Here is an 18711-nt window from a genome sequence, read left to right as displayed (position 1 = left end):
GGGTGGCGCAAATCCCCCGCGCATGTTTGCATGCGCGGGGGATTTTTGAGGTTGCTTTGTTTTAAAGGCGGATTATTTGATGGAACGCACGGGTCCGGTTTTAATGTGCGTGGCGTACAGCGTCAAGCCGGTAAAGGCCAGGCCGCCCACCAGGTTGCCCAGCACCGTCGGGATTTCGTTCCAGATCAGGTAGTCCATGATGGTGAAGTGCGCGCCCAGCAGCAAGCCCGAGGGGAACAGGAACATGTTCACGATCGAGTGCTCGAACACCATGTAGAAAAACAGCATGATGGGCATCCACATCGCGATCACCTTGCCGCTGACCTGGGTGGAGATCATCGCACCGACCACGCCGGCCGACACCATCCAGTTGCACAGCATGCCGCGCACGAACAAGGTGAGCATGCCGTTCGCACCGTACTTCTGGTAGCCGAGGGTGCGGTTTTCACCTACCACGCCTATGGCCTTGCCCACCGCGCTGGGCTCGGTGGAAAAACCGTTGGTGACGTAGATGGCCATCATCACCGCCACCGTAAAGGCCCCCAGGAAGTTGCCGGTGAAGACGAGGCCCCAGTTGCGCAGAACGCCCTTGAGGGTGACGCCGGGGCGCTTGTCGATCAGCGCCAGCGGGCACAGCACGAACACCCCGGTCAGCAGGTCGAAGCCGAACAGGTAAAGCATGACAAAACCGACCGGGAACAGCACGGCGCCGAGCAGGGGCTGGCCGGTCTGCACATTGATGGTGACGGCGAACCAGGCCGCCAAGGCCAGGATGGCGCCGGCCATGTAGGCCCGGATCACGGTGTCGCGGGTGGACATGAAGATCTTGGACTCCCCCGCGTCCACCATCTTGGTCACAAATTCCGAAGGCACTAAATACGCCATACGATCCTCTCGTCTGTAGTTGTGGGCCTCAAAAGGCCAAAAAAAATCCACCCCCAGGCGCCCCCAAAAAATGGGAGGCTGGAAGTGGACGCCGTTATCCATTGAATCCGCCGGGCAGCGGCCCGCGGGCCACGCCATGCCCAGCCGTCATTAGCCGGACGGGTAGGTAAAAGCAACTACCGTGCCGTGGGGAAGACGGGTGGAAACCGGCTTTTCTGCCCCGCCTTGCGACGGCAGCAGGCGCGCATTGCCCCAAATGCGTGCACCGGGCCGCGGCGGGCTTGACATTTTGGTGCCTGCGGGCCGGCTGGCGCCGATGGCTACTTGACCAGTTCCAGCACCTCGGCCTTTTTCTTCTTGAGCAGCAGCACCAGGAATTTCGCGGGCTGGGTGGTACTGGCGTTGCGGCCCACGGTGTGGATGTCCTTGGGGCCTTCATAAAAGCTCTGGCCGGCCGTCAACGTGACTTCCTTGCCGCCCTTGACCTGCATGACGATGGAGCCCTCGAGCACATAGACAAAGGCATGCGCAAGATGGCGATGCACCGGGTCGGCCGCGCCCGGGGCGTAGTCGACGGTGATCATCAGCCCCTCTTTACCCGGCAAATCGGCTAGGTCTTGCGCCATCACCGGCGTGACGCGCACGCCTTCGGGGCCGGCGGCCAGGGCCGGCTGGGCGAGCCAGGCGCCGCTTGCGAGAAACAGGGAGAGGCAGATTTTTTTCATGATGGGAGCTTTCACGGGGTTGCTTGATGCGGCTCGGAATTGAGGCACCTCCCCTTAAGACGATTCAGGGCGTTGGTTTGTGACCAGCGCCCCACCTCTTGCAGCCTCGCTTAAACGCGCGCCTGCGATTTGCTGAACCATTCCTCAAACCGGATCGTGCCCAGGCGCGCCTTGCCAACGGGCACCAGGGTGTCGTCCTTGAGCTCGGCGCCGAAGTAGCGTGCCTGCGGGTCGGCGACGACCTTGCGCGGGTCATTGCTTGCGGTCAGGAAACGCTGGACAAGATCAGGCAAGCGCACCTTTTCCGGCCCGGCGATCTCGACCGTGCCGTTGACCGGCGCGCCCAGCGTGTAGTCGGCCATCGCGGCGGCCACGTCGTCGGAACTGATGGGTTGCACAAAGGCCGGCGACAGCCGGACGGTCTGCCCCTCGGTGCCCGACTGCGCGATGCCGCCCAGGAACTCCATGAACTGGGTCGAGTGGACGATGGTGTACGGGATGCCGGCGGCCCGGATGAGTTTTTCCTGGGCGATCTTGGCGCGGAAATAACCGCTTTCCACAAGCTTGTCGGTGCCGACGACCGAAAGAGCGATGTGGTGCGTGACACCGGCGGCCGCTTCGGCCGCGAGCAGGTTGCGGCCCGAAGTTTCAAAAAATTCCAGCACGGCCTTGTCCTCAAACGAGGGCGAGTTGGCCACGTCGACCACCACCTGGACGCCCGCCAGGACTTCGGCCAGCCCTTGGCCGGTGAGGGTGTTGACGCCCGACGCCGGCGATGCTGCTACTGCCTCGTGGCCGCGCTGGCGAAGGATGTTGACGAGTTTGGATCCGATGAGGCCTGAGCCTCCGATGACGACGATTTTCATGTGTGCACTTTCTGGTTCAGGGTAGAGGGGGAGTTCCTCCAGGCTGAGTGGCTCGAAATTGAGTACCACCTGCCTCTATGACGATTGACGCAGCCGGTTTGTGACGCTTGCGCCCTTCCCTCTTCCTCCTTCCCCCTCTGGGGGAAGGCTGGGATAGGGGCTCTCCCGCTTACCTGTTCCAAGCCAGCCCGGCAATCGATCGCCGCAGGCCCCCATCCCTGCCTTCCCCCAGAGGGGGAAGGAGTCATTCATCAAGCTGTGTCGACAAGGAAAAAACCGTTAAGGAAGAGCCGCTCAGCCCGCTGCGGCCTTGCCTTCAAGCAACTTCACCATGGACCACAGCACACGGTTCGCCGGCACAGCCACACCCAGCGCGTCACCACGCTTCACGATCAGGCCGTTGAGGTAGTCGATCTCGGTGGGTTTGCCGCGCGCCAGGTCCTGCGCGGTGGAGGCGTACTGGTTCGGCATGCTGCCGGCCAGCTTTTCGACGGCGGTGTGCACGTCGCCGGCCACCTGCACGCCTTCGGCCTTGGCCACGGCCAGGCATTCGGCAACCACGTCGCGCATCACGTCCACGACACCCACGCCCTGCACTGTCTTGCCGTAAGGCAGCTGGGCAATGGCCGAGACGGCGTTGTAGGCGCAGTTGAGGATGAGTTTGGCCCACAGCGCGCCGCGCACATTGGCGGAGATCTCGGTGGGCACGCCGGCGGCGGCCAGGGCTTGCGCGGCGGCGTCGCTGAGTGCCGAAGGCTCGATGACCAGGTCGCCGCGGCCGTGGTGCTTGAGGTGGCCGGGGCCGGCCATTTCGGTGGCGACATAGACCACGGCGGCGGCCACGGCGACGTCGGGCAGCACGGCGCGCAGGCGGTCGGCGTTGTCCACGCCGTTTTGCAGGCACAGCACCAGGGTGTCGGCCGCGAGATGCGGCCGTATCAGCGCGCCGACCGATTCGGTGTCGGTAGACTTGACGCAGAACAGCACCAGGTCGGCGCCCTTGACGGCGGCCGGGTCGCTGCTGGCGGCCAGGCGCACGTGTTCGTCAAACATGCGGGTTTCCATGCGCAGGCCGTCGCGCGCGATGGCATCCACATGTTGCGGCCGCGCGATCAGCACGACCTCATGCCCGGCTCGCGCCAGCATGCCGCCGAAATAACAACCGACGGCGCCTGCGCCCATCACGGCGACTTTGAGGGATTGGGTCATGGAGAGCTGCCTTCCGCTTGGCGGGAGATGTGAAGACAGCGATTGTGTTTCAAGTCCGCCCTGTCTGCTGGCGGCGGGAGGCAAACCTAACCGAGGCTGCCGGCAAAACGCCGGGCCAGTTGATTGCGCTCGAAGGCCTCGGCCACAAAATCGATAAAGACACGGGTCTTGGCAGGCATCTGACTTCGCGTGGCGTAATAAATCGAGATGGCGCCCGCATCCACATACCAGCGCGGCAGCAGCCTGACGAGTTCGCCGCGTTCCAGTTGCGGCAACACGTCAGGCACGGCGAGCAAGGTCACGCCCAGGCCCATCAGCGCCGCGACGCGCATGGCGGTCGGGTCGTTCACCAGCACCGACTCGGCCTGGGCGGCCGGCATTTCGGCGCCGGCCGTGTCGCGCATCACCCACTGGCGAAGCCGGCCCGTGGCGCTGGAACGCATGACGATGCCGCTGAGCCCGGCCAGGCCCGCGGGGTCGGTGGGCGGCGGGCGGCCGGCCATGTAGGCGGGCGAGGCCACGGCGACCAGATGAATCGGAGCCAGCGGGCGCGACACCACGCCGGGCGCCAGTTCGAAGCCGCCGCCTATGGCGGCGTCATAACCCTCGGCGATCAGGTCGACCGGGCGATTTTCAAAATACCAGTCGGGGCGCACCAGGGGGTAGCGCGCAAGAAAGGCCGGCAGCAGCGGCAGTATGTGTTCGACACCAAAGGTCGGAGACATGCTGACCTTGAGTGTGCCGGCGGGCGCGCCGCCGTCATCGGCAAGCGCCGCGATGGCGGACTGCAGCGCGTCCAGGTTGCCGGCGATGGAGACCAGGAAGCGCTCGCCGGCCTCGGTCAGGGTGAGCTTGCGCGTGGAGCGCTGGAACAGGCGCACGCCGAGGTTGCGCTCCAGCATCGCGACATTGCGGCTGACGGCTGCGGGCGTCAAAGCCAGGCGCCGCGCGGCTTCCGAGAAGCTGCGGCTTTCGGCGCTGCGCACAAAGGATTCGAGGTTGGCCAGGGTTTCCATCGCCTCATCTTAAAGCAATGCTTGAAGATAATTCAAGTCATTACCGGCTTATCAAAAGGCAATCCAAATCCCATCATTCACTCCATCAACAACCCAAGGAGTGAATTCATGTCTACCCCCGTCAACACCGTCAACACCGTCAACACCGCCAACACCCCCAGCATCGGCATCATCGGTTCCGGCGCCATTGGCTCGGCCATCGCCGCCATCCTGGCCCGCCACGGCATCCCCGCCACCCTCTCGAACAGCCGCGGCCCGGGCTCGCTCAAGGACCTGGTGCACGGACTTTCCGGCATCACGGCCGGCACGCGTGAAGAGGCGGCCGCCAAGGACATCGTGTTTGTCGCCGTCAACTGGGGCCGCCTGCCGGCCGCACTGGCCGGCCTGCCCAATTTCGGCGGCCGCATCGTCATCGACACCAACAACCCGATCGAGGCGCCGCTGTTCAAGCCCGCCGAACTGAACGGCCGCCTGTCGAGCGAAATAGTCGCGGACCTGGTGCCAGGCGCGCGCGTGGTGAAGGCCTTTAACCACCTGGCGGCCGCGCTGCTGGCCACTAACCCGGCCGACCACGGCGGCAAGCGCGTGATGTTTTATTCAGGCGACGACACGGCCGCAAAAGCCACCGTGGCCGCACTGATCGGCCGGCTCGGCTTCTCGGGCATAGACCTGGGCGCACTGGCCGTGGGTGCACGCCTGGCGCAGTTCCCGGGCGGCCCGCTGCCGATTCTCAACCTCGTGCATTTCGCGTAAGGGCCGCCGCCGCGTGAGCCTGACCCGTCACTGACGGAGCGGGTTGGCCCGATCCGGCGCACTGCGTAAAGTCACAATTTTTTTACCGTTGGTTTACCGGCGCTAGACCGCCGCTATACCAGGCCATCGCTCAATGGCGAGGCGCAGGGTCCTGCGCGGCCTGGGTTGAACAACAGGGTGCACCTGTTGTCCCACCCAGGCAGGTCTGAAGTTGCCGGTGCCATGCGCCGGCTTTTTCCGGAGAAATAAAAATCATGAAGTTCACCTATGCATCCAGATTGTTGTGGCTGTCCACCGCCGCGCTGTCGCTGGGCGCCGCACTGGCGCAACCGGCACAGGCGGCGCCGCTGGCGGCGGGCTCGCAGGATGTTTACCTCGGCGGCAATATCGCCGCCAGCCGCGCGTCCGGCCTGGGCGGCAGCATCGACGGCGCGCTGGGCAACCAGGGGCTGGCCAGCAGCACCTCGACCGGCACACCGGGTACCTCAGGCGGCTTGCGCCTGGGCTACCGCCTCAACCCCAACCTGGCCGTCGAGGCCAGCTATGACCGCATAGGCTCAACCGGCCTGCAGTCCGCCATCGCATCGCCGGCGGCGGACAGCGCTTCAGGCACCTGGAAGGCGCATGGCTTCGGCCTGCATGTGCTGGGCATCGCACCGCTCGACAACCAATGGTCGCTCTACGGTCGCGCCGGTGTCGAACAATGGCACACCTCGCTGGACACGGCCTCGGCCACCGGCAGCACCGCCAACGTATCGACGACCGGCTCCAACACCTCGCTGGCGCTGGGCGCCGGTGTCGCCTATGCCATCTCATCGAATGTGGATGCGACGGCAGAATTGGTGCACTACAACCGTGTCGGCACCTCCGCCACCGGTGTCAGCGCGGTGAACCAGGTCAACTTCGGCCTGCGCTACCACTTCCTCTGAGGGTGATCCTGGCCGGTGCCGTGGGCGCCGGCCAGACCTTCAGGCTATCGGCAAGGTGATACGGGCGCACAGCCCGCCGCCGTCGACCGGTAGCAGAGCCAGCGTCCCGCCATGGGCGCGCACCAGTCGGTCCACGATGGCCAGGCCCAGGCCGGCGCCGGCCGGGCCGCCGCGTGTGCCTTCGGCGCGGCGAAAAGGCTGCTTCAGCGCCTCGGCCTGTTCGGGCGGAATGCCGGGGCCCGCGTCAGTCACCTCTATCCAGACACAACCATCCTGCGCGCCTGTGGCCATGGCCACGGGCGGGCGGCCGTGGCGCCAGGCGTTTTCGACGAGGTTGGCAAGCACCCGCCGCATGGCGCGCGGGCGCAGCAACACGGCCGGCGGCCCGCCGGCCCGCAGCGCCACCGGCATGCCCTGGGCAGCCGAGGCGGCGGCGACTTCGGCCGCCAACGCATCGATGTCGACCGGCGACGGCGCTTCACCGTCGGTGCTGCGGGCGAAATCGAGGAACTGGCCGATGATGGCGTCCATCTCCTCGACGCCGCGGGTCATGCGGGCCATCAACTCTTCATCAGCCTTGTCGCGCAGGATCTCGATGCCCAGGCGCAGTTTGGTCAGCGGCGTACGCAAGTCGTGCGACACCCCGGCCAGCATCAGCGTGCGTTCATCGTCGGCCTGGGCCAGGCTACGCACCATCTGGTTGAAGCTGCGGCTCAGGCCGGCGATTTCCGTGGGGCCGTCTTCAGGCAAGGGCTGGGGGCTGGCGCCGCCGGCCAGCATCTGGGCCGACGCCATCACGCGGCGCAGGGGCTGGTTCAGGTAACGGTGAATCAGCAGCGCACCCAGCAAGGCCAGCAGCGCGCTGGTGAGCGAGGCCGCGACCCAGGCGCCGGTGAATTCACGCGTCGGCAGCACGCCGGGCAGCGTGACCCAATGGTCGGCGCCGTCCAGGCGCAAGCGCACCGCCAGGCTGCCGCCGGCTTCACGGCGCCAGATGATTTCAGAGCCCTCGCCTTCCAGCGCAATGCCGCGCGAGGCTTCATTGACGAAACGCCGCTCGAGCCGGCTGAGCAACAGGCGTCCGCCGCGGCCATCACCGTCTTCATCCGCCACGCCCTGCATGGCGCGGCGGTTGAACTGCGCCACAAAAGCCTCGCGCTGCGCGGGCGGCAGCGCGGCCAGGCCGGCGCGGATGGAACTGACATTGCGCGCCACCGCCACCGACAGCTGTGCCAGCCGGGGTTTGACGATCAGCTGGCGCACCAGCAGCGCGCTGGCCAGCTGGCCCGCGACAATGAGCACCACGATCAGCAGCACGTTGCGGCCGAACAGGCTGCGCGGAAAGAGTGTCACGGCTTGCCCGCCTTGCCGTGTTTTGCCGCGCCGCCTTCCGGCACAAACACATAACCCACGCCCCACACGGTCTGGATGTGGGCGGGCTGCGATGGGTCGGCCTCTATGAGCTTGCGCAGGCGCATGACCTGCACGTCGATGCTGCGGTCGGTGGCTTCATGGTCGCGGCCGTAGGCCAGCTCGATCAGGCGATCGCGGCCCAGCGGCCGGTTGGGGTGCAGGGCCAGCGCCCGCAGCAGGCTGAATTCACCGGTGGTAAGGGGCAGATCTTCGCCATTTTTTTCGAGCCGGCGTGCTTCCAGCTTCAGGGTGAAAGCGCCAAACCGCACCGTGCCCTGGCCGGGCAAGGGGCCGCTGTGCGCGCCCAGCATGCGCTGCCGGCGCACCAGCGCCTGGATGCGCGCCAGCAGCTCGCGCGGGTTGAAAGGCTTGGGCAGGTAATCGTCGGCCCCCATCTCCAGGCCGACGATGCGGTCCACCGGGTCGCCGCGGGCGGTGAGCATGACGATGGGAATGGTTTCACCCTGCGCGCGCAGGCGGCGGCACACCGCCAGGCCGTCTTCGCCGGGCATCATGACGTCGAGCACCAGCACGTCGAAGCGCTCGCGCGCCAGCAGGGCATCCAGGCTTTTGGCATCTTCCAGCGTGCGCACGGCATAGCCCTGGTCGCTCAGGTAGCGCTGCAGCAGGCTGCGCAGGTCGGCCTCGTCGTCGACCACCAGGACCCGGGCCAATGCCTCGCTCATGGCAATGGGCCTGCCCGCAAAAGCGCGTTGGAAACCAGCATCAGAAACATCCCACAGCAAGAAAGATGCCCCATGGTAGCGGCCCGCGCCGGGCCGTCCGCCCGGCAAATCATGACAAACGATGACAAAGCCGCGCTTTGTTCACGCCTTGTCATCAAGAGACCGGTGCCAGCCATGATTGGCTCACATCTCGCGGCCACAGTGGCATCACCGCGCTGCAATGCGGCCGAAACCTCAAAACCCTTCACTGTTCAACGTCACCCCCAAGGAGTTCGCCATGAAAACCTCGCTTTCCGCCACCGCCCTGGCATGCGCCCTGCTCGCCGCGGGTTTTGCCGCCCCCGATGCCGAAGCGGCCAGCCGCCAGGTGCTGCGGGCCCATGCCGATGGCGGCACATCCGTCACCAAGGCCGTCACGCGCCAGGGCCCGCAAGGCGGCACACGGGTGCGCAACCGCAGCACCACCACCGACGGGCAAGGCAATGCCAGCACCGTGGGCAGCGCCTCGATCACAGGCCCCAACGGTGCCACCGCCGTGCGCAACGGTCAGGCCAGCCGCAGCGCGGACGGCTCCGCGCAGCGCAGCGGCAGTTTTGCCGCCAGCGGCGCCCAAGGCAGCGTGGAAAGCAGCGGCAGCAGCAGCAAAACCGCCGACGGCGCCATCAACGCCAGCCGCAATACCAGTGCCACCAGCGCCGCCACCGGCAACAGCATGCAAAGCACGGCTTCCTATAACCAGGCCACCGGCGTCACCCGCAGCACGACCTGCTATGACGCCAGCGGCGCAAGCATGAGCTGCCCGTCGCGCTGAGCGTGCCCCCTTCACATTTCGCTTATCCCCTGTTTAACCGGAGTACTTTCATGACCTCTTCTTCCACCCTGCGCGCACTTCAAGTCATCAGCCTGCTGGCACTGGGCGCCGCGGCCCATGCCCAGGCACCCAAGGCCGACCGGATGGAAAAAGCCCGCACGGAGCTGCAAAAACGCTTTGAAGCGGCCGACACCAACAAGGACGGCAAGCTGACCCGCGAAGAAGCGCAGGCAAAAATGCCCAAGGTGTACAAAAACTTTGACGCCATCGATGCCGGCCATGCGGGCGCGATTTCACTGGCCGACATCGAGGCATTTGTGGTCTCGAAAAAAGGCGCGCGCAAGCCGGCCGGCTGATGCGGCGGCTTCGATGCGGGCCGCCACGCACAAGGCCACACGAATGGTTTAACCTCAAGAGCGCCCCGCCGGGCGCTGTTTGACCGGAGATTCTGATGACAGCTCTTGCCACCCGGGCGCGACAGGCCGGCCTTGTCGCCACGCTGCTTTTCTCGGCCACCTTTGCCGCGGCCGCACCGGCCGTGCCTGAGGGCGTGCGCCGCATGGCCGACATTGCCTATGGCACGGATACACGCCAACGCATGGACGTGTACCTGCCGGCGTCCGCGACGGACACGGCGAAGGCGCCTGTCATCGTCATGGTGCACGGCGGCGCCTGGATGGTGGGCAACAAGGCCATGCCGAATGTGGTCGACAACAAGGTGGCGCATTGGGTCCAGCAAAAGGGCTATATCTTTGTCTCTGTGGGCTACCGCCTCTCGCCGCAAGCCGACCCGCTACTGCAGGCGCGCGACGTGGCTGCGGCGCTGGCCAAGGCCCAGGGCCTGGCGGCTTCCTGGGGCGGTGACCCGGCGAAGTTCATCCTCATGGGGCATTCGGCCGGCGCGCACCTGGTGGCGTTGCTGGCGGCCTCGCCGGTACTGGCGCGCGAGGCCGGCGCGCAAGCCTGGCTGGGCACGGTCGCGCTCGACAGTGCCGCGCTGGACCTGGAACGCATCATGCAGGCGCGGCACATGCGCTTTTACGACCGTGTGTTCGGCGCCGACCCGGCTTACTGGCGCAGCGTGTCGCCCAGCGGCGTGCTGGCGCCGGGCGCCGCACCCATGCTGCTGGTGTGCTCGACTCAGCGGGCCGACGACCCCTGCGCGCAGGCACGTGACTTTGCCGCCAAGGCCACGGCCCAGGGCGGCCGCGCGAGCGTGCTGGCGCAAGACCTCACGCATGCGCAGGTCAACACCACGCTGGGCCTGCCCGGCGCGTACACCGAGGCGGTCGACGGTTTCATCACGGGTTTGCTGCCGCGCTGACAGCCTCCCAAATAAAAAAACCGGCGGGTTGCCCCGCCGGTTCGTGTTCATCGCCCCATTCCTCACATGGCATAAGGGATGGGGATGGTGCGATTCATCGATTCAACAATCCATGAACTTCGCACCAATGCCCGGCATCACTCAGAGTGCAGGCTTGGCCGCGCGGCTTTTTTCACTTTCCAGCGCCTTGGTCCTCTGCGCATCCAGCACCTTGTACCAGTCGGCAAACGCGCTGACATCCATGGCGAAGGACGAGAATTTGTCGGCCAGGCCATCCTGTTTGTTGGACTTGGACGATACGCTGTAGATCGTGGCGCAAGCGTAGGTGGGTGCCACGGGGTAATACAGATAGCCCGTCACGCCGTTGCTGCCGCTGCTGCCGCTGCCCACGAAATAGTCCTTGATCTCCTCAAAGCAGTTGCCGTTCCTGGGCTTGTCGTAGACGTTGACCCACTCGATTTCCTTGCCCGCCTTGTCGTACATCCAGTGCTGGCTGTAGCCAGTGGGCTTGATGCTTGCGGGGTCCTGCTTGCCGTATTTGGCCGATGCGTCCGCGATGGCCTTCAATGCGGGCCGGTCCCCTGCCGGGTATTCCGTCTTGGTGATGGCCCATACCTTGTTGGTCAAAGGCGAAATGCTGAAGTTCAGGTTCTTGGCCGTGCTGTTGAATTTGGGGACGTAGGTGTAGTTGTCGAAGGTGCCGGTCCTTCCGTCTATGGTCAGCTTCAGTGCGGTCTTTGAGGTGCCCACATAGACATTGTTTTTGAGATCGGCGTTTGCGATATTCAGGGCCTCCTGCACATCCATGCCGAGGCGAATGCCGCCCACATCAGGTGCCGCTGCATAGGCCGCGCCCGCCATGCCGGTGCCAATAGTCCATGCCAACGCCCATTGGCCTGCGATTTTTTTGCTCATGTTTCCTCCCTAGAGTGCTCGATAAAAAAGACAGGCCCTGGACAGACATTCCCTTTGGCCTGAGTTGCGACGGCGCATCCCTGCTGCGCCGCGGGCCATCTTAGCGAGCGCCCGACATGGGCCTGGAGGGCCATGCACATGAATTGCAACGAGCTGTTTCGGGCCGGGATTTATTTCTTGAAAGCGTGAAATAGTTGCCTGTGCCAGCGTGCCACCATGCGCCTGAAGACGAAAGGGCTTGGCTTCAATGCCATGCAATCGCGGCGCGATGATGCGCCGCGATCACCGACCGGGCTCACCGCGACGGGACGTGCATGAATGCGCCAGATATTGAACTGGAACCAGGGGTCAAGGTTTCTGCAGCGGCTCACCCGCTTCCGCCGCCGCCACGACAGCATTGCGGCGGTGGTAGCTGAAAAACGTCCACATCAGCAGCGAAGCGTCGGGCCCGTCGGGCTCGTTGAACTCGACACTGGCGTCGCCGCCGCTCCAGGCGTGGCCCAGCGCATCGACGTCGCACCTCACCAGTTGCGGCTTTCGGCCGGCGTACCAGGTGGCGGTCTGGTAGGCGTGGCGCGGCTTGCGGCCGCCGCGGCGCTCGGCGTGGCGGCGTACCACGGGGCCTTCGCGCGATGCGCCCTGCGTGAGGGCCGGGCCGTTGATGATTTCAAACTGTTCGGCCAGCTGGTCGGCATTGACCCTGCGCACCACGGTGTCGTGGTCGCCGTGGACCAGGATGGCGGGCATGCCGGGGAACTGCGACTGGGCTCCGGCAAATTCGCGCGCCGCGGCACTGTAAGACGAGCCCGAGCCGTGCTGCATGGCGCGATAGGCGCTGAAGGGCGAATGCGTGGTGCCGAACACCGGCGCCGAATGCATGCCCACGGCAGCGATCAGTTCCGGGTGGCGCAAGGCCACGATGGCGGCCAGTGCGGCGCCGGCCGAGAGGCCCGCGACGTAGGTGCGCGAAGTGTCCAGGCCGTGCTTACGCTGCACCTGCGCGATCATCGCGGCGATCAGCTCGACGTCGCCCTCGCCGCGCTGCGTGTCGCGCCGGTACCAGTGCCAGCAGCGATGGGCGTCGGCCGCGGCGGATTGTTGCGGGTACAGCACCGCGAAACCCTTGCGTTCGGCCAGCGCGTTCATGCGGCTGCCGGCCGCGAAGTCGGCCGCCGTCTGCTTGCAGCCATGCAGCATCACGACCAGGGGCCGCGGCGCCGTTGGGGTATCCGTCATTCCGGCCGCGCTGGCGGGAAGGTAAAGCCAGTACAGCATGCGCCGGGCATGCCCGAAGGGGCCGTCCGCCGGCACGCTGAACCAGGCCTTGCGCCAGGTGCCGGGCAAGCCCGCAGCCGCGCGGGTCTGTACGGCCGTGGGACGGCGCGCTTTTTTGGCGGGCCGGGCGACGACGGGCTTGACCAGTTTGAGCTTGGGCCTGCGCCGTTTGGTGGCCGGCACGGCTTTGGGCAATAGGCTTTCCAGCAGGCGCAGGCCCCGCGCCTGCTGGGCTTGCTGGGCCTTGCTGACGCGGCGCAGGCTTTTCAGCCAGAGGCTGCTCAGGCTTTTGGGCATGGAAGGGCTTGTGCTTGGGAAGTCATGAAGGGTGGCCGGCGCGGTCTGGACGGGTGTCTTTAATAAGTACACGGTTATTTTGCTGCATTGCAGCAAAATGTCTACCGGGCAGAGGCTTAAAGCGCTGCCGCCTGGCTTGAATCAGGTGCCTTTTGTCACAAAATCAGGTTTTGGTGGCGTAAAAGCCCAGGCCGTTACCATTAAAGGCTTGGCCCGCACGCCTTAAAAAGCCTCTTCGGGCCCTCCCAACCCGTTTCGTCCCGTTTTATCCGCTCCATGCCCCAATTTTTGACCGCTGCCCTGTACCAATTCGTCGAACTGCCCGACTTCGCCGCGCTGCAGGCGCCGCTGCTCGCGCGTTGCGAGGCGCATGGCGTCAAGGGCACGCTGCTGCTGGCGCCCGAAGGCATCAACGGCACCATCGCCGGCCTGCCCGAAGGCGTGCAGGCGGTGCTGGCTTTTCTGCGCGCCGACCCGCGCCTCGCCAATCTGGAGCACAAGGAGGCCTGGGCCGCGGAGATGCCCTTCTACCGCATGAAGGTGCGCCTCAAGCGCGAGATCGTCACCATGGGCGTGCCTGAAGTCCACCCGGCGCTGATGGCCGGGGAATATGTCAAGCCGCAGGACTGGAACCAGTTGATCAGCGAGCCCGGCGTGGTCCTGGTCGACACGCGTAACGATTACGAGGTCTCCATCGGCACTTTTGAAGGCGCGATCAACCCGCACACCGGCAGTTTTTCGGAGCTGCCCGGCTGGGTGGAGCGCGAAATGGCCGAGGGCGGCAAGCTGACGGCGCAGGACGGCAAGAAACCCAAAGTCGCGATGTTCTGCACCGGTGGCATACGCTGCGAAAAATCCACGGCGCTGCTGCGCTCCAAGGGTTTTGAAGAGGTTTACCACCTCGAAGGCGGCATCCTCAAATACCTGGAGACCGTGCCCGAGGCGCAAAGCAGCTGGCAGGGCGAGTGTTTTGTGTTCGACGAGCGTGTCTCGGTCGGCCACGGGCTCAAGCCCGGCGGCTTCACGCTGTGCAGATCGTGCCGCGACCCGCTCAGCGAGGAAGACCGCCAGTCGCCTCTGTATGAACTCGGCGTGAGCTGCCCGCACTGCCACGGCAAGACTACCGAAGCGCAAAAAGCCGGCTACCGCGAGCGCCAGCGCCAGGTCGAGCTCGCTGAAAAACGCCAGGCAGCGCACATAGGTGTGCGCCAGCCGGGCGCCTGACCCCTCTGCCCATGAGCGGCGCCCTGCCCGTCCTGTATTCCTTTCGCCGCTGCCCCTATGCGATGCGCGCGCGGCTCGCATTGGCAGCGAGCGGCGAACCGTATGAGTTGCGCGAAGTCGTGCTGCGCGACAAACCCGCCGAGCTGCTGGCCGCCTCGCCCAAGGGCACGGTGCCCGTGCTGGTGTTGCCCGACGGCACGGTCATAGACCAGAGCCTGGGCGTGATGCTGTGGGTGCTGCGGCGCAAGGACCCGGAAGGCTGGCTGCTGCCGCCGCGAGGCTCCCTCGAGGACATGCTGGCGCTGGTGGCCGGCAACGACGGGGACTTCAAGCGCGACCTGGATCGCTACAAATACCCGCACCGCTATCCTGAAGAATCCGCAGGCGATGTTCAGGCGTTCGCGCTGCAGCACCGCGGGCAAGGCGCGGCGTGGCTGGCAAAGCTGGACGGCATGCTGGTTGACGGAGGGCTGTTCGGCCCGCGTGTGAGCCTGGCCGACATGGCCCTGCTGCCTTTTGTGCGCCAGTTCGCCCACACCGATGCGACCTGGTTCGCCGCGCAGCCCTGGCCGCGGCTGCAGGCCTGGCTGGCGGGCTTTGAGGCCGGCGCGCGCTTCCAGGGCGTGATGGAAAAACACGCGCCGTGGCAGGCAAGCGACACCCGGGTTCAATGCTGATATAAACCACACAGCGACGCCCAGACCGGACCACAAACCGGCCGCACCGCAGCCCAGGCCGCATACCGGCAGCGCCCATAACAATCATCAACGGGAGGAATATCTTGAGCCAGCCCACGCCCCAACCCAACCCTTTTGCGCCGCCGCAAGCGCCGGTCAGCGACGTGCCCGCGCCGCAGGCCACCGAAGCCATCGCCGGCCTGCCGGTTTCCGATGCGTGGAAGACCAAATTCCAGCTCATCGAGAAAGCCGGCGGCGTCAAGCTGCCCCAGTTCAAGGCCCTCGGCGTGGGCGAGCGCATGAAGATCGGCTTCAGCGTGCTGGCCTTCCTGTTCGGCCCGTTTTATTACCTGTCCAAAGGCATGTGGAAAAAAGCCATCAGCCTGTTTGTGGTGTGCGTGGCGGTGGCGCTGCTGCTGCAGGTCGCGCTGGGAATGATGGGCCTGGGCCGTTTCAGCGGCTCCGTTGGCTATGGCGTCGCGGCCATCTTCGCGGCCCGCTCCAACATCGACTACTACAAGAAGATGGTGCTCAGGCAAAACGGCTGGTGGTAGGAGCACACATGAACCCCAATCCCTACGCCCCACCCCAGGCCCCGGTCGCCGACGTTGCCGAGATACCCGATGCCGGCGCGGACGCCCCGCCCTTCTTCCCGGTTTCGCGGCTCAAGCTGCTGGTGATGTTCTTCAGCACGCTGGGCCTTTACCAGATGTACTGGCCGTACAAGAACTGGAAGATGGTGCGCCTGCGCACGGACGAAAAAAACATCATGCCTTTCTGGCGCGCCTTCTTCGGCGTGTTCTTTTTCTATTCGCTGCTGGACCGCGTCAAAAAACACGACCCCGAGTCGACCGCCGCGCAGATGGCAGCCGGCGGCCTGGCCGCGGCCTGGATCATCCCCAACCTGTTGTGGAAGCTACCCGACCCTTACTGGCTGATCTGCCTGGCCAGTATTTTTGTGCTGCTGCCGGTGCAGGGCTTCATCAACGAACTGAACCGGAAAGTGGCGCCGGGCCACGAACCCAACAGCCGTTTCTCCGCCTGGAACTGGGTGGGCGTGGTGCTCGGCATCCCCCTCATGATCATGACGCTATGGGGCGCCTTTTTGCCGCCGCAGTAATTTTCGGCACAGGCGATGCGCACCCTCCTCTTGCTGCTGCCCCTCGCCTTGCTGGCCAACCCCGGCAGGGCCGAGCCGCCGGCCTACCAGAAGCTGCTGGTGAACTGCCAGAACCAGCAGCCCTCTTTTGAGTGCGCCCAGGCCATAGAACGCGTCCAGGCGAAGTCCGCCCAGTCGTTCCGGTTTTCGCGCTCGGGCCCGCTGTTAAGCATACGCACCGCCCACAAAACGGTGCGGATCAAGGACGTCAACAACGAGAGCGACCAGGACGTCAGCTACAACTACCTCACCTTCCTGGCGGATGCCCGGCTTCACGTGCTGTATGCCCAGCTGTGGGAAGGCAGCAGCTACATCGCCATCGACCACGCCACCGGCCGGCAATACCCCATGCTGGGGTTTCCGGCCGTGTCACCCGACCGCAAAAAAGCCGTGGCCTTCTCGGCGGCGGGCGAAGCAAACTATGACGGCAACGGCGTGGAGGTCTGGAGGATCAACCAGGGCAAGCCCCGGGTCGAGTACACCTACGGACCGGACGCCCGCGACTGGAGCCCGACGGACACACGCTGGAGCGGGCCGTCCACCATCAAGGTCGCGGGCCTGTGCGCGCCGGATATGCCCGAGTCCAGATCGTGTCCCAAGCGCCTTGTGTTGAAAGCGGGTCGCTGGACTGTTGTCAACGACGACTAGCCCGACATAAACCTTCAGCGCTGTATCCGCGTCGACAGCACCACCGAGGTATGCGTGCGCTCCACGCCGTCCAGCAGGCCTATGCCGTCGATCAGCGCATCCAGCCTTTCGATGGAGCCGGCCTGCACGATGGCGATCATGTCGTAGGCGCCGCTGATGGACAGCAGCGAGCGCACCTCGGGGATCTTGCGCAGCGCCGCCTCCACCGTGCCCGTGAGCTTGGGGCCGACAGTGAGCATCACGTGGGCCGACACCTGCGACTGTTCATAGGCATCGCCGGTGCGCGCGCCGTAGCCGGTGATGACCTTGTCGCGCTCCAGCCGCATGATGCGGGCCTGCACTGCGGTGCGCGACAAGCCGACCTTGCGCGCGAGCAGGGCCATGGGACAGCGCGCGTTGTCGCGCAGTTCGGCAAGCAGGGCCTGGTCTATGGCGTCGAGTTGCATGGCATTCACTCAAATTAGTTAAATCGCGTATTTAGATAGCCTGTTTATCTAAAATATAGCGTTATTTTGTCTAAATTGATACTGGTAACTGCCTGCCCGGGCTTACACAATGGTCCATGCCTCTGCATCGGGGTGCACTATCCAAGGAGACCCTCATGAAAAAGATCACGGTTGCAGGCGCCGGGAAAATCGGTTCCGCCATCGCCGCGCTGCTGGGCGCCACCGGGGACTATTCAGTGACCGTCGCCGACACCTCGCCGGCGGCACTGGCCGGCATCAGCACCGGCCCGCGCGTGCAGCGGCTGGCGCTGGACATCAGCAAGCCACAAGCCCTGCGTGAGGCACTGGCCGGGCAGTACGCGGTGCTCAGCGCGGCGCCGTTTCACCTGACCACGGCGATCGCCGAAGCCGCCGTGGCCCAGGGCGTGCATTACCTGGACCTGACGGAAGACGTGGCCAGTACACGGCGCGTGAAGGAGCTGGCGGCAGCCGGCGCAAACTCGGCGCTGATCCCGCAATGCGGCCTGGCCCCGGGTTTTGTTTCCATCGTCGCGGCCGACCTGTGCCGCCGTTTTGACAGCCTGCACAGCGTGCGCATGCGCGTGGGCGCACTGCCCCAGTTCCCGTCGAACGCGCTCAACTACAACCTGACCTGGAGCACCGACGGCGTCATCAACGAGTATTGCGAGCCTTGCGAAGCGATTGTCGAAGGCGTGCTGCGCCAGGTACCGCCGCTGGCCGAGCACGAGGAGTTCTCGCTCGACGGCGTGACCTATGAAGCCTTCAACACCTCGGGCGGCCTGGGCACCCTGTGCGAAACCCTGCAGGGCAAAGTCACCCACCTCAACTACAAAACCATTCGCTACCCGGGCCACGCGGCCATCATGAAGGTGCTGCTCAACGACCTGCGCCTGCGCGAGCGCCGTCACGTGCTCAAGGACCTGCTCGAAAACGCCCTGCCCGTGACGCTGCAGGACGTGGTCATCGTCTTCGTCACCGTGAGCGGCCAGCGCGAAGGCCGGCTCATGCAGGAGACCTACGCCCATAAGGTTTATAGCCAGGTGGTGGACGGCGTGTTGCGAAGTGCGATCCAGGTCACTACGGCTTCTGGTATTTGTGCTGTGTTGGACTTGCTGGCAAGCGGGCGGTTGCCGGCGCGGGGGTTCATTCGGCAGGAGGAGATTGCGTTAGGGGATTTTTTGGGGAATCGGTTTGGGAGGGCTTATGCGGAGCATGCTGCGGAACGGGCGGCGGCTTGAGATTGGTCTTGCTCCCGGCGGGAATTTTGTTTTCTCTGCTGAGGCTTGCTGGCCGGGGGTAGCCCGGCAGCTACTCACTTTTCTTTTGCTTCGCCAAAAGAAAAGTAAGCAAAAGAAAAGGCGACCCTGGTTGCTGCGTCCCTTCGCTTCGCTACGGGCAACCTGCGGTGCTCGGTTCAGGCGGGGTCTCGCTA

General features: G+C 65.2%; 21 protein-coding genes. 11 read left to right on the top strand and 10 right to left on the bottom strand.

Annotated elements, in window-relative coordinates:
- Positions 1 to 72: 72 nt before the first annotated feature.
- The 5 genes from AC1D1F_RS08550 to AC1D1F_RS08530 all read right to left on the bottom strand — a co-directional run bounded on the left by AC1D1F_RS08550 (position 73) and on the right by AC1D1F_RS08530 (position 4701).
- Positions 73 to 885, bottom strand: coding sequence for a formate/nitrite transporter family protein (locus tag AC1D1F_RS08550; RefSeq protein ID WP_477696895.1), 813 nt, complete (start codon positions 883 to 885; stop codon positions 73 to 75).
- Positions 886 to 1205: 320 nt separating this feature from the next.
- Complete coding sequence (locus AC1D1F_RS08545) at positions 1206 to 1610, bottom strand: cupin domain-containing protein (RefSeq protein WP_477678892.1); 405 nt, start codon at positions 1608 to 1610, stop codon at positions 1206 to 1208.
- A gap of 110 nt (positions 1611 to 1720) precedes the next feature.
- Complete coding sequence (locus AC1D1F_RS08540; protein ID WP_477678893.1) at positions 1721 to 2476, bottom strand: SDR family oxidoreductase; 756 nt, start codon at positions 2474 to 2476, stop codon at positions 1721 to 1723.
- 294 nt (positions 2477 to 2770) lie between these two features.
- Positions 2771 to 3685 (bottom strand): ketopantoate reductase family protein, encoded by a 915-nt coding sequence (locus AC1D1F_RS08535; RefSeq protein ID WP_477678894.1) that lies wholly within the window; start codon positions 3683 to 3685, stop codon positions 2771 to 2773.
- Positions 3686 to 3771: 86 nt separating this feature from the next.
- On the bottom strand, positions 3772 to 4701 hold the full coding sequence (locus tag AC1D1F_RS08530) for a LysR family transcriptional regulator (protein ID WP_477696894.1): 930 nt from the start codon (positions 4699 to 4701) through the stop codon (positions 3772 to 3774).
- A gap of 108 nt (positions 4702 to 4809) precedes the next feature.
- Here AC1D1F_RS08530 and AC1D1F_RS08525 point away from each other — a divergent pair, with 108 nt between their 5' ends.
- Together AC1D1F_RS08525 and AC1D1F_RS08520 are read left to right on the top strand one after the other, a co-directional pair.
- Positions 4810 to 5454 (top strand): NADPH-dependent F420 reductase, encoded by a 645-nt coding sequence (locus AC1D1F_RS08525; protein WP_477696893.1) that lies wholly within the window; start codon positions 4810 to 4812, stop codon positions 5452 to 5454.
- A 254-nt stretch (positions 5455 to 5708) separates the two neighbouring features.
- Positions 5709 to 6383, top strand: coding sequence for a porin family protein (locus tag AC1D1F_RS08520; RefSeq protein WP_477679200.1), 675 nt, complete (start codon positions 5709 to 5711; stop codon positions 6381 to 6383).
- A 39-nt stretch (positions 6384 to 6422) separates the two neighbouring features.
- Here AC1D1F_RS08520 and AC1D1F_RS08515 read toward each other — a convergent pair whose 3' ends face one another.
- Together AC1D1F_RS08515 and ompR are read right to left on the bottom strand one after the other, a co-directional pair.
- On the bottom strand, positions 6423 to 7736 hold the full coding sequence (locus tag AC1D1F_RS08515) for an ATP-binding protein (RefSeq protein WP_477696892.1): 1314 nt from the start codon (positions 7734 to 7736) through the stop codon (positions 6423 to 6425).
- Positions 7733 to 8482 (bottom strand): osmolarity response regulator transcription factor OmpR, encoded by a 750-nt coding sequence (gene ompR, locus AC1D1F_RS08510; RefSeq protein ID WP_477677721.1) that lies wholly within the window; start codon positions 8480 to 8482, stop codon positions 7733 to 7735. The genes AC1D1F_RS08515 and ompR overlap by 4 nt, the downstream gene beginning before the upstream one ends.
- 277 nt (positions 8483 to 8759) lie before the next feature.
- Between ompR and AC1D1F_RS08505 the strand changes: the two genes are divergently transcribed.
- The 3 genes from AC1D1F_RS08505 (at position 8760) to AC1D1F_RS08495 (ending at position 10617) form a co-directional block, all read left to right on the top strand.
- Entirely contained in the window at positions 8760 to 9293 is a 534-nt protein-coding gene (locus AC1D1F_RS08505) for a hypothetical protein (protein ID WP_477696891.1), read from the top strand.
- A 50-nt stretch (positions 9294 to 9343) separates the two neighbouring features.
- On the top strand, positions 9344 to 9649 hold the full coding sequence (locus AC1D1F_RS08500) for an EF-hand domain-containing protein (protein WP_477677719.1): 306 nt from the start codon (positions 9344 to 9346) through the stop codon (positions 9647 to 9649).
- A gap of 95 nt (positions 9650 to 9744) precedes the next feature.
- A complete protein-coding gene (locus tag AC1D1F_RS08495; protein ID WP_477677718.1) occupies positions 9745 to 10617 on the top strand; it encodes an alpha/beta hydrolase in 873 nt (290 codons plus the stop codon).
- A 141-nt stretch (positions 10618 to 10758) separates the two neighbouring features.
- On the opposite strand, the gene AC1D1F_RS08490 is transcribed toward AC1D1F_RS08495, so the two are convergent.
- Together AC1D1F_RS08490 and AC1D1F_RS08485 are read right to left on the bottom strand one after the other, a co-directional pair.
- Positions 10759 to 11532: a hypothetical protein gene (locus AC1D1F_RS08490; RefSeq protein ID WP_477677717.1), complete on the bottom strand. Its 774-nt coding sequence runs from the start codon at positions 11530 to 11532 to the stop codon at positions 10759 to 10761.
- 348 nt (positions 11533 to 11880) lie between these two features.
- Positions 11881 to 13104 (bottom strand): extracellular catalytic domain type 1 short-chain-length polyhydroxyalkanoate depolymerase, encoded by a 1224-nt coding sequence (locus AC1D1F_RS08485; RefSeq protein WP_477677716.1) that lies wholly within the window; start codon positions 13102 to 13104, stop codon positions 11881 to 11883.
- Positions 13105 to 13380: 276 nt separating this feature from the next.
- Here AC1D1F_RS08485 and trhO point away from each other — a divergent pair, with 276 nt between their 5' ends.
- The 5 genes from trhO to AC1D1F_RS08460 all read left to right on the top strand — a co-directional run bounded on the left by trhO (position 13381) and on the right by AC1D1F_RS08460 (position 16812).
- Positions 13381 to 14328: an oxygen-dependent tRNA uridine(34) hydroxylase TrhO gene (gene trhO, locus AC1D1F_RS08480; RefSeq protein ID WP_477677714.1), complete on the top strand. Its 948-nt coding sequence runs from the start codon at positions 13381 to 13383 to the stop codon at positions 14326 to 14328.
- 11 nt (positions 14329 to 14339) lie between these two features.
- Positions 14340 to 15005, top strand: coding sequence for a glutathione S-transferase (locus AC1D1F_RS08475; protein ID WP_477677713.1), 666 nt, complete (start codon positions 14340 to 14342; stop codon positions 15003 to 15005).
- Positions 15006 to 15109: 104 nt separating this feature from the next.
- Complete coding sequence (locus tag AC1D1F_RS08470) at positions 15110 to 15559, top strand: DUF2628 domain-containing protein (protein WP_477677712.1); 450 nt, start codon at positions 15110 to 15112, stop codon at positions 15557 to 15559.
- Positions 15560 to 15567: 8 nt separating this feature from the next.
- A complete protein-coding gene (locus AC1D1F_RS08465) occupies positions 15568 to 16125 on the top strand; it encodes a hypothetical protein (protein WP_477677711.1) in 558 nt (185 codons plus the stop codon).
- Positions 16126 to 16140: 15 nt separating this feature from the next.
- A complete protein-coding gene (locus AC1D1F_RS08460) occupies positions 16141 to 16812 on the top strand; it encodes a hypothetical protein (RefSeq protein ID WP_477677710.1) in 672 nt (223 codons plus the stop codon).
- 14 nt (positions 16813 to 16826) lie between these two features.
- Here AC1D1F_RS08460 and AC1D1F_RS08455 read toward each other — a convergent pair whose 3' ends face one another.
- Positions 16827 to 17258: an Lrp/AsnC family transcriptional regulator gene (locus AC1D1F_RS08455; RefSeq protein WP_477677709.1), complete on the bottom strand. Its 432-nt coding sequence runs from the start codon at positions 17256 to 17258 to the stop codon at positions 16827 to 16829.
- 155 nt (positions 17259 to 17413) lie between these two features.
- Here AC1D1F_RS08455 and AC1D1F_RS08450 point away from each other — a divergent pair, with 155 nt between their 5' ends.
- Positions 17414 to 18517: a saccharopine dehydrogenase family protein gene (locus AC1D1F_RS08450; RefSeq protein WP_477697526.1), complete on the top strand. Its 1104-nt coding sequence runs from the start codon at positions 17414 to 17416 to the stop codon at positions 18515 to 18517.
- Positions 18518 to 18711: the final 194 nt, after the last annotated feature.

The organism is Polaromonas sp. P1_H6 (assembly GCF_056405195.1).
Note: the sequence above shows the minus strand (reverse complement) of the source record. Positions and strands in the feature narration are given on the sequence as shown.